The 10,405-nt window shown below is 61.7% G+C and carries 9 protein-coding genes and 3 pseudogenes; 6 read left to right on the forward strand and 6 right to left on the reverse strand.

Annotated features, from left to right (window positions below; translation table 11 throughout):
- Positions 1-1,146: 1,146 nt before the first annotated feature.
- Positions 1,147-1,419 carry a hypothetical protein gene (locus ABD989_RS01825; RefSeq protein WP_246994313.1) on the forward strand — a complete coding sequence of 91 codons (273 nt, stop codon included), beginning with the start codon at positions 1,147-1,149 and terminating at the stop codon, positions 1,417-1,419.
- Between the two features lie 557 nt (positions 1,420-1,976).
- Here ABD989_RS01825 and ABD989_RS01830 read toward each other — a convergent pair.
- Positions 1,977-3,291: pseudogene (locus tag ABD989_RS01830) on the reverse strand (ISL3 family transposase).
- 109 nt (positions 3,292-3,400) lie between these two features.
- Positions 3,401-3,634 carry a hypothetical protein gene (locus tag ABD989_RS01835; RefSeq protein ID WP_345312204.1) on the reverse strand — a complete coding sequence of 78 codons (234 nt, stop codon included), beginning with the start codon at positions 3,632-3,634 and terminating at the stop codon, positions 3,401-3,403.
- Positions 3,635-3,801: 167 nt separating this feature from the next.
- Here ABD989_RS01835 and ABD989_RS01840 point away from each other — a divergent pair, with 167 nt between their 5' ends.
- The gene (locus tag ABD989_RS01840; protein WP_345312205.1) at positions 3,802-4,530 is read left to right on the forward strand and encodes a hypothetical protein; all 729 of its coding nucleotides are present in this window, start codon (positions 3,802-3,804) and stop codon (positions 4,528-4,530) included.
- 153 nt (positions 4,531-4,683) lie between these two features.
- Here the strand turns inward: ABD989_RS01840 and ABD989_RS01845 are convergent, their stop codons facing one another.
- The 3 genes from ABD989_RS01845 to ABD989_RS01855 are packed head-to-tail and all read right to left on the reverse strand — an operon-like array spanning position 4,684 to position 5,703.
- The gene (locus tag ABD989_RS01845) at positions 4,684-5,064 is read right to left on the reverse strand and encodes a hypothetical protein (protein ID WP_345312206.1); all 381 of its coding nucleotides are present in this window, start codon (positions 5,062-5,064) and stop codon (positions 4,684-4,686) included.
- Positions 5,065-5,075: 11 nt separating this feature from the next.
- Entirely contained in the window at positions 5,076-5,441 is a 366-nt protein-coding gene (locus ABD989_RS01850) for a hypothetical protein (protein WP_345312207.1), read from the reverse strand.
- A 4-nt stretch (positions 5,442-5,445) separates the two neighbouring features.
- On the reverse strand, positions 5,446-5,703 hold the full coding sequence (locus ABD989_RS01855) for a hypothetical protein (RefSeq protein ID WP_345312208.1): 258 nt from the start codon (positions 5,701-5,703) through the stop codon (positions 5,446-5,448).
- A gap of 367 nt (positions 5,704-6,070) precedes the next feature.
- Here ABD989_RS01855 and ABD989_RS01860 point away from each other — a divergent pair, with 367 nt between their 5' ends.
- The 3 genes from ABD989_RS01860 to ABD989_RS01870 all read left to right on the forward strand — a co-directional run bounded on the left by ABD989_RS01860 (position 6,071) and on the right by ABD989_RS01870 (position 9,213).
- Positions 6,071-6,751, forward strand: a complete 681-nt coding sequence (locus tag ABD989_RS01860) for an MspA family porin (protein ID WP_345312209.1) — start codon at positions 6,071-6,073, stop codon at positions 6,749-6,751.
- A gap of 15 nt (positions 6,752-6,766) precedes the next feature.
- Entirely contained in the window at positions 6,767-7,936 is a 1,170-nt protein-coding gene (locus tag ABD989_RS01865) for a hypothetical protein (RefSeq protein ID WP_246994317.1), read from the forward strand.
- A 68-nt stretch (positions 7,937-8,004) separates the two neighbouring features.
- Entirely contained in the window at positions 8,005-9,213 is a 1,209-nt protein-coding gene (locus tag ABD989_RS01870) for a hypothetical protein (protein ID WP_246994319.1), read from the forward strand.
- Positions 9,214-9,307: 94 nt separating this feature from the next.
- Here ABD989_RS01870 and ABD989_RS01875 read toward each other — a convergent pair.
- Positions 9,308-10,009, reverse strand: a pseudogene (locus ABD989_RS01875) (ISL3 family transposase); the annotation flags it as partial.
- 43 nt (positions 10,010-10,052) lie between these two features.
- On the opposite strand from ABD989_RS01875, the pseudogene ABD989_RS01880 reads away from it, so the two are divergent.
- A pseudogene (locus ABD989_RS01880) lies at positions 10,053-10,405 on the forward strand (IS1634 family transposase); the annotation flags it as partial.

The raw sequence follows: 10,405 nt of genomic DNA on the forward strand, positions 1-10,405 counted from the left end.
AGTTGGTGCGCTCGCAGGAATCGCGACGATGACTGTCGCCTTCATACTTGTGCTTACGCTCGCCCCATCGCCGGCGTCGGCTGAAACACCTGCCCAACGTTGCAAACGGGAGACAGCGGCATATAACGCGGGGTGGGCGGCTATAGGAAGGAAGCCACCTGCTCCGTACAAATGTGGCGGCAGCAATAAACCGCCACCCACCCTATCTCCAGCCGAACCTGGCGACCATGGCGAAGAAACTGAGGAAAAATCGCCCCCTGAAAAGGGAACGCCAGACGGCGCCGACACCGGTCGTAGTGGAGGCCCAAGCCTCAAACCGCCCACCGAGCGCAACGACAATGCCAGCGGCGTCGACCCAAATCAGCCGAGCGTAGCACCTTCTCCCGGAATGAACCGGCCCGAAAGGCGAGAAGTTCAAGCGTGTACTCAATACCGTTTCGACACGGGGCGTTGTCTCCCCTTTAACTCTCCCGCCAAGCATGCTGCCGACCGGGTGATCGCTACGATCACGCAAGCGATTCGCCAGGGCTACGAAATCCAGGTTCGGCGTTACATCGATCGTACAAGAGCTGTGTGGCCATCGTCCCGCCTTGCCGAGATTGAGGCCGCTGTCGTACGGGCAAGGGCCGCGCGTGACCTCGGTGTCACTGGCCAGTATGATGGATCGGTCAAAAGCCGCAATAGGTGGGTCTATGATCAGCTTCACGATGTTGGCTACTGCAACAACTCGGGGAATTGTAGTCTGGAGTTCAAGCTTCGAGTCAATTACGAAATCTACCTGAATGTTGCTACTAAGAAGCCGGAGGCGCTACTTCGCGGACAGATATCACGCCCAGACGGGGGACAGTTCCGCATCACGAATCATCAATGCGTGGTAATGAAAGACGACCTATTCGATAACGCGGTCGGGCGCTATAATGAGTGTGGAATCACGGAATACAAAACTTCTAGCTACCAAATACTCGACGGATCGTCGACCACTATGACGCGGGGGAAGTTTCACTACTTCCAGGCGACTGTTTTTATCGCTGCGCCAGAGCAGGCAGTAGGGCCGCAACCGGCACCGCGATCACCTCGATGGTTCACCGCAGACAACGGTGATCAGTGGTTCTACTAGATTAACTAGGAGAGTTAACCGTGGGATTAGTGCCTAGCGATGATGAGCTACGGACGCTTGAGCGAAGGGGCCTTCTATCGGCGGTGCTCTTTTACGCCGAAAACTTCGGGGCGGTTAGCTCTACCGTTCTTGATGCAAGTAGCCGAGTCGAGGCGGTTGAGAAACTGAAGGAAATGTATGGCTTCAGCGTTGAACAGGCGGATCTAATTCTCGCCACGCAGTTGCAAACGATTCTTCCCGATCGGATCTCGGCAATCAGAGAGGAGCTGGAGTGGATTGATTTAAATTTGAATCGACCGTAAATGGAAATTCCACTATGTGTGGATTCCGGCGGTGGGGCGCCAATGGTTGGTGCGGGGACCTCAACGAGCGGGGCATCGTGGTTCGGTTGCTGACCGAGGGCTGGGCTCGGGCACCTACACCGGACAGATGATGATCGGCATCCTGTTGCTGGTGGCCGAGTGCGAGGTGTCCCTCAAGGCTGAGCGTGCTGAGGCCAAGCGGGAGTTGATCCGCAAGCGGCGATTCGCCGGGCGCAGGTCAACGGCGAGACGGTGGCGGGGTTGGCCAGGGTCGCGGGGTATCGCGACCGACGATCTATCGGATGCTGGAGGGTCAGAAATGAATGCATCGAATGCCCGCGATGGCCGACCAGATGGATGCGGTGGGGGTGAGTGATCCGTCCCGGTGTTTCCGGAGAGTTCACCTTGTGAGTGCCCCCTCCGGATTGGGGGTGGCAATCCGATCGTAGTGGAGTCGCTCGGCGTGGTCGGGGGTGAGGTCGTGGCAGTAGCTGGTCGTTGCCGGTTGTAGAACACGACCCACTCGGCGGTGGCCAGGGAAAGTGGCTCTTCGTTTTTCAGAGTGCGTTGACCCTTTCGGCGAGCTGACCGGAGTGCAGTAGGGACCGCAAGATGTAGTGGTCGAGGTTGCGGAAGCCTTGGGCGATGCCGCGGAGGTGTTCGAGGCGTCCGTTGATGGCTTCGACGGGTCCGTTGGAGACGCCGGTGTCGAAGTAGGCCAGGATGTCGGCGCGCCTGTTCCACAGGCTTCGTCCGAGTTGGGCCAGCTCTTGCAGGCCTGTCGGCAGTCCGGTGCGGATCCGGTGCAGGACCTTGTACATGAGTTTCTTCCCCTCGCGGCGCTGCGGGTGTTCGTAGGCGGCGATCAGCTGCTGGTAGATCTGGTGGGTGATCTCGACAGCGACATGGTCGTCGTGACTGGTCAGTGACTCGAATAGGCGGATCTTCTGCTTGTCGGTGAGGAGTTCGGTGCGGGTATGCAGGATCCGGCGGATCTTGTAGAGCGGGTCGTCTTTGCGCCCCCGGTGCCCGCATACTTGTTGCTGGATCCGTTGCCGGCACTGGTCGAGTTTGCTCGCGGCCAGGTGTACGACGTGGAACGGGTCCATCACGACCCGGGCGTCGGGGAGTTCTTCGGTGGTGGCGCTCTTGTAGCCGGTGAATCCGTCCATCGCCACGACCTTGATCCGATCCCGGAACCGTTGGTCTCGGGCGGCCATCCACTGTTTGAGGACGTGTTTGGATCGTCCGCCGATCATGTCGAGCAGGCGTGCGGGGCCGGTCCCGTCGATGACCGGGGTCAGATCGATCAGGACGGTGACGAAACTCGGGTCTCCTTGTCCGCGAACATGTTTCCATTTGTGTTCGTCCACGCCGAGGCAGCGGACACCGTCGAGGTGGTCGCCGTTGTAGACCAGGGTGCGAGCGGCCTCTGTGGCGATGGTATTGACCGTTCTCCAGGCGATGCCGAGGTTGGCAGCCACGGCGGCCACGCTCATCTTGTCGACCACGATGCGCTGCAGAATCCAGCGCTGCGTCCTGGTCGTGACCACTGCTCGCGCCCTGGCGATGTGGTCGATCCTCGCGCGGAAGACCGACCTGGAGCAGTCGCTGGTGTGGCACACGTACCGCGGAACCGCCACGTGCAGGAGGACTGGATGGCCGGCGGCAGGAGTGTCGGTCAGGATCCGTGCGACCCGATCGCGTGGTTGACCTGCAATGTTGCAGTTCGGGCATCGTCGATCGGGGTCGAGGACCTCGCAGAAAAATATGGGTCCGGTCGTCGGCGCCGACGGCCGCGCCGGTGATCGTGACGCCCAACTCGACGGTTCGGCAGATCGTGTCGGCAACATCGGAAGTAAGCTCAGTCATGGGTCCTGTGGTGTGCGTCGAGGGTGTGTAGGAACTTCCATGATCACACCCAGGGCCCGCCTACATGTTGTGGTCGCCCACGCTCGTCCCGAACCTCACCTATGCACTCTCAGATACGAAGAGATTCCCTAACAGTTGTCAACACCATTGTGAACCGGGACTTGACCTCGCAGCCCTCGGTGCGCCAGTCGACGCCCGAGCCGGCGTGGACCTGCTCGGCGGTGAGGTCACCCGCGTCGACGGCGTCGACCCAGATACCGACGAGACGGCCGTTCGAGTGACAGGACTCGCAAGATGCCCAGGCCCTGGGGACGTTCACGGATGCTGGGTTCGTAGGAGTCATGGTTGGTCCTGTCTTTCCACCGCAGGGCTGCCGTCTGTCGTTGGGGCCAGGGTTCAGCGACGCAGCGTCCATCGGTTCTCGCCACGAGCGCTTCGGAGGAGTCTCTGCCGGCGGCGGTGCCGCCGGTGCTCAAAGTGGCGATTGCCCGCTTGCGTAGGGTTCTGGCCATGGACGAAGGGCTGTGGCGCGAGCACCTGAAGGCGTACCGGAGACGAATGCTGTGGGCCCCTCTGGGCCTGAGCGCGTTGGGCTGTGCCTTCATCGCCGTCTCGGCCTACGACACCGACTGGGAGTTCAGCTTCCTCGGATTCGCGACCGGCGCGCTCCTCCTGGTAGTCGCGCTCACCCCGGTGACGGTCCGACTGCTCCCCATCGGCCAGCCAAGGGTCGAGAGGACCGAGACAACGCTGTCGCTCGTAGCCTCTCCACGAGGCCGTGTCGCGATTATCACAATTCCGATCGCGGTGGCGATGGCCGTCGCCGCCTTCGCGGCACTGACGCTGGACCACTGGCGGAAGCCGTTGATCGGGATCGTCGGGATACCGCTGGCCATCGTTCTGGCACTCGTCTCATTCGCGGAGTCGCGGTATGAGGTAACCGACAGGTGCTTCGCCCATGTCGTCGACTACGGCGGGCTGGTGTGGGTCCGCGAAGTAGATCGACCAACGATTGCCTGGCTCGATTCCCGTTTGATCCTCTACCTGGCAGGCGATGTCACGGTGACCCGCCGCACTCGCGGCAGCAGCACCAGCCGGTCGAAGGAAGGCAGCGTCCTGTTCAGACTCAGCCCCCTGCCCGATCGGTTGGCCACCGAGTTCGCCGCCGAGGTCGTGCGGCGAACCGGCATCGAGATCAGCTACGGCGTGATGCCGACCGAGATGTGGGATATGCGATAGAGCCCAGGTTAGACTTCGTCTGAGACGGTGACGCCTACCAGGCGAGCACACCTCGATGGCACCGAACCAGATCCCGAGGAGACGGCTGTTGCGGGCTGAGGCGCTCGCAGGCTATCGCAAGCGTTCACGGTGATGGTTGTCATGGCGGTCCTTTCAGACGGGAAGCAGGTCAGCGATGCGGTCAATGTCGATGACGCTCTCGGGATCGGGATCGCTGGGCCCCAGGAAGCGCTGCTCGACGTCGAGGCCAAGCAATCCCCGGCCGGCAGCGAAAGAGACTTCCTGGTCAAGTCCGAGGTTGCGGCCGTAGGCCGGATCGAGGCCGAGAATCGTGTACAAAGCTCGTGCTGCGCCGAAGACGGGATCGGCGCAGATGGTGATCTCCGCCCAGCCGGCCCAGCGCTCGAAGCCGTACTTATCGCCGCCGCACGGGCCGGGAACATAGACAACTCGGTCGGCGCCCTCGGCGCGAGCAGCCTCGGCCGCGTCGATGCGCCAGATGACTGGCCAATGGCGTTGGAATATCTCGGCCATCTCGGTTATTCTCACGGCAGCGCCTCCAATAGCGGCTCGACGGCGAGAACCTCGCCGGTAGTCAGTCGGTGCTCCTCGATCGCCGCTTCGATCTGGCAAGGATTGGCCAGGTGCGACCAGCACCGCGGACCGGCCACGCCGTCGGTGAGGACGATGCGGGTTCCGTCGGTCAGGTCGATGCCGACCATCGACAGGGCCGCTCGGGCAGCGTCCTGGGCCATGCCGGGCGAGTACAGATAATCCGGGTCAGCCGGGGCCAGGTCGTGGACCCGATTGTACCGGCGGGCGACGTCGGCACGGTCCAGAGTTCTGGCCCGGTCCGGGACGAGGCCGCGGTGGACCAGACGTGCGACCCAAGGGTCGGTGATGGCGGTCATCGCCTCAGCCCTCCGCGTTCGCGGTCAGGCCGACGAGGTGCGGGTATTCGGCTGGCGCGGTGAGGATCTCGACCTCGTAGATTGCATGAACCTCTGCGTACTGCGGGCCCTCGCCGGTTAACGGGATGAGGGCGCCCTGTGCCCAGTCATCGAGGTCGTGAGTGGGTGGTGGCGACACCTCGACACCGATGGTGTGGGTGAACACAGCGCCGGTGGCGTAGGAGTTCTCGGTGCGGATGGTGAGCGGGATGGTTGCCGGCAATCTGGGCCTCCTTGATCGAGTCGAGGAAGGTTTGGCGGCGGCTATGCCGCCGGTGCTTCTTGTCTGTGTTCGAGGTCGCGCCGACCTACAAACCCAGCCGCGAACCCGGGCCCCTGGCACCAGAAGGCGGGCCGCGAGCGCAGCACCGAACCCATGTCAGGCAAGCACCTACCGGACCCGCACAGCGAATCCGAGTCTCGGCATTTCCCAAGGTCACCACTCCGGAAAATTCCGGACCGGAATCGTATTTCTTGCTTCTACCTGCAAGTTCGCAAATGCTCTCCAGTACTGGCTGGCCAACCGGTTTTAGCGTTCTCGCGGGCTCTCAGTCGGGGGCTCACACACGAACACAACGAAACTCGGAGTGATGATGAGACGAGGTTTCACCCTTCTGCTCGCCCTGTTGGGCGCGCTATCGATGACCACACTGCTGGCCGGCGGTCCCGCGGAGGCCAAGACGTACAAGACCCGCGAAGGGTTAACGATCGCCCTGACCGCGGCCCAGCAGTCGGCGCGCGCGGTCCCGCCGCTGGACTCCTCGCCGCTGTCGGGGCAAGCGCTGTTGTCCTCAAATGTGCACGCCAGGATCGGGAACATCGACAACAAGATCGTGCGCGCCACGCTCGAGGTCGGCTACAAGATCGGCTATGCGGTATCGGTCGCTCCCGACGGAGTGAAGGTCACCGCCCACACCCCCGAGTTGAAGCTCACCGGCGGGGTCAACGCCAAGGTCGCCCCGGAAGTCACCATCTCCGGTTCAGGAGGCGGCGCGAAGCTCGGCGACCTCGGAGCCCAAGCGGGCGTGGAAGCGAATGTGATTCCGTCAGCGGACCTGGAGTTCGAGGTCGGGGCCGGCAAGATCACCACCGTCACCCTGGCCGAGATCGCGTTGACCCAGCCCGTAGCCGACATCGTCCTGTCCGACGTGGAGCTCAATGCTACCAACGCGCTCGGCCCGATCAGCGTGCGTCCATTCGCTAAAATCTCGGTCACCACCGATACCGGCGTGTACGTGTACTACGCCCACGGCCAGACCAGCCGTCTGTAGGCGGGGGCTTCACGGATGATAGACAGGAAGATCGATAACAACCGACCGGCGCGGAAGCGGGCATCCAGCGGGATGGGCGCAAGCGTTGCCGCCCTCGCTGTATCCCTCGTGATGGCGTCATCGCTGCTGTCGGCAAATGCGTCGGCCGAAACGCCGGCGGAGCGTTGCAAGAGGGAGACTGCCGCGTACAACTCCGCATGGGCGACGTCTTGGGTGAGAGCTCATCCCGGAACGAAACCGGCTGATGCACCGCCTCCGCCGGTGCCCTACAGGTGCGGCGGGGGCGGCGGGGGCGGCGGCCAGCCTCCCACGTTTAGCCCGGACGAGCCAGCGCCCCCGAGCTCGACGGCAACACCGCCCCCTTCTACCTCCGCTGAGCCGGCAGACGGCAGCAGTGGGCCTTCGCTCCACCCGTCGACAGAGCGCAACGAGCCAGCCAACGGTGTCGACCAGGACCAGAGTCCTGTCGGGGGCGGGGAAAGAGAAGAGTATCCAGATATTCCCGACGACGAACTCCGGAAGCTGATCAACATATCGGTAAGGAACTTCAATACCTCAATCAGGAAGCTACGTAGCGATCTTCAGACGTTCGCCCGCCAGATGTCCCTTCCCTACTCTGAGGTCCTCTCCAGTGCCGAGCGGAATGCTTTTGACGCCGTACAGGTAAGTAATCCCAGCGCCGATTCGACGTGTGGGAAACCTGCGAACCAACCAGTCGGTCAAGCTAGAGGAGAAGGTGACTTCTTCTACTCGGACTCCTGCTTGGGAGGCTACAACCATGGCCACAATGGGATATTCACCTCCCCGTCAGCTACTATGGAAGCGAGCGACGATCAAGGGGTCCACGACGTTGAAAACGCGGCCGCTTCCATGCGAGTGAATCCGCAAAAGTACTATGTCAAGTCTGAGAACGCGACGAACCACCAGAAGCACCTAGCGGCAGAATACGCTCTATCTAAAGACGGTAAGGGGTACAATTCGGCGGGCTTCGCGAACAACAGGAAGGGTGGCCCCGATGTGGGGCATTTCAACTGTTCCCAGTTGGTGTGGGCAGCCTACTATGAGACTTCGAGAATCGACCTCGATAAGGACTCATATGGATCATGGCTCGGCCGGAACGTGTCCCCCAATCCCGGGGTGTATCCGAAGGACCTCACCGGGTCTCCGCTAGTTGTGGCGTACTGATGCGTTTTTGCCGAAGGAGGGGGCGGGGGTCGCCCGTCCGTCTGGTTGTCGGTATCGCGGTGTCGCTTATGGTGGCCGTCACAGTGTCGTGTTCGGACGACGCTCTGCCGGAGACATCAGTTCTGGGGCCCGAAGTCGATCGAATCCCTGAGCGGGCGTACGCCGCAGTGATGGTTGCGCCACCGATGTTCGAGTTCTCGTATAACACCGTTCAGGACAATTCCTGGGTGGTCTTCGTCGATCGAGATATGACACCCCTGGGGTACATGCACCAGAAGGGGATGTTTCGAAGTCAGATCGCACGGTATCGCGACGGAATCGTCTTTGCGGACCACGAGAGATATTTCGTGACCTCCAAAGCCGGTACACGCGTCGAACCCCACGACGCAGGCGGGATGTCACTGCGTGCGTCAACACCGTACGACCTTCAAACGGAAGGCGCTTTCTTATGGCTTGACGACGGTGTAGTGGACGGCCAGTATCGAACTACCGCGATCTCGGTATCGTCGGCCGGCTCAGTTTCGATCCGCAAGATCGACGGACGGATCGTTTCTTTCGGCAGATGCACCGGTATCCCCTATGCCGTTTTCTTCCGCAGTTTCGGGAGCGCCGGGTCGGACAAGGTCCACGAACTAGTTGAGATCGACATGTCCAAGAACCGACCTGATATCCCGAAAGCCCGAGGAATCTTCGACTTCAAGGGCTCCGGTGGCGGGATGCCCTATTCGTGCGACAGTTCAGGACGGGTCTCGACGTACATGTCGGATGGCTACGGGGTTTCCGAAGGCCGGCCGATCAAGTCCGGGTTCTGGACGGCGAGCGTCGATGATGGCCGCGCCGAGTGGTCCCCCGTCCCGCGCGAACAGGCCGAGCGTTCTGCGGAACACGGCGGATTACATACTCAATACCAGGCACCCTTCGGGGCGAAGATCTCATGGCCCAGCCATGACGGCATCCGGTACGTCGATACCGACGGACAAGTGTCGGAGATCAGGTTCGGTCAGGATTTTGCCAGCTATTTATTCGCCATCGCTCCGGACATTCAGGATCGTAGGGTCCACGCGATAGCGGTCGGTTCCGGATCGAACAGTATCGCCTATCTGGAGCGCGTCGAATCGGACGGCTTCATCCTCCTGGGTGACGGCGAGTTTGTTTTCACGGACCTCAACTCTCGTGAAGAGAACCGCCGAATACCGACCCCAGAGTGGTTAGCGAACCTTGTCGCATCGGACCCCTTCACGGTCAGCGATATCGCGCTACTGGACGATCTCATGTAAGAGGGTTCCTCGCCGTCATGCGGAGAGGTATCGATACCGGACCGGAATCTGGCAATCCGAGAATGTATGAACTACATATCCGGCTCTTCGTTTTTCAGAGTGCGTTGACCCTTTCGGCGAGCTGACCGGAGTGGAGTAGGGACCGCAAGATGTAGTGGTCGAGGTTGCGGAAGCCTTGGGCGATTCCGCGGAGGTGTTCGAGGCGTCCGTTGATGGCTTCGACGGGTCCGTTGGAGACGCCGGTGTCGAAGTAGGCCAGGATGTCGGCGCGCCGGTTCCATAGGCTTCGTCCGAGTTGGGCCAGCTCGGCCAGTCCGGCGGGTAGTCCGGTGCGGATACGGCGCAGGATCTTGTACATGAGTTTCTTGCCCTCGCGGCGGTGTCGGTGTTCGTAGGCGGCGATCAGCTGTTGGTAGATCTGGTGGGTGATCTCGACAGCGACATGGTCGTCGTGACTGGTCAGTGACTCGAACAGGCGGATCTTCTGCTTGTCGGTGAGGAGTTCGGTGCGGGTATGCAGGATCCGGCGGATCTTGTAGAGCGGGTCGTCTTTGCGCCCCCGGTGCCCGCATACCTGCTGCTGGACCCGTTGCCGGCACTGGTCGAGTTTGCTCGCGGCCAGGTGTACGACGTGGAACGGATCCATCACCACCCGAGCGGCGGGGAGTTCTTCGGTGGTAGCGCTCTTGTAGCCGGTGAATCCGTCCATCGCCACGACCTTGATCCGACCTGAGTTGGACCTCCTGAGCTGATTTTCGGGGGCGGTTCTTGGATCGGTGCAGGCCAGGGCTGTTCGGGTGGTCAGTTTCGGGCACTAAATGGTCGGGTATGTTCGGTGGGTGCCTCCGTATGTTCGTAAGGTGAAGACGGCTTCGGGGGCGACCGCGGTCCAGATCGCCCAGACCGTTCACGGTCGCCGCAAGATCCTCGAGCACCTCGGGTCGGCCCATTCCGAGGACGAGTTGGCGGCGCTGATCGCTACCGCGAAAACCAAGATCAATTCAGGTCAAGAAGAGATCGGACTGGGTTTCGGGCAGCCAGCGGCCGGTGGCACCGACGCAATTATTGCCGCGCACCGCAGTGAGCTGCTCTGGAATACGCTCACCGACGCCTATGCGCGCCTGGGCTTCGATCAGGTCGGCGACGACACCTTCCGCACTTTGGTGGCAGCGCGGCTCGTGGAACCGACGAG

Origin of the sequence: Gordonia alkaliphila (assembly GCF_039542465.1) — a bacterium.
In the GTDB taxonomy this organism is placed as follows: Bacteria; Actinomycetota; Actinomycetes; order Mycobacteriales; family Mycobacteriaceae; genus Gordonia; species Gordonia alkaliphila.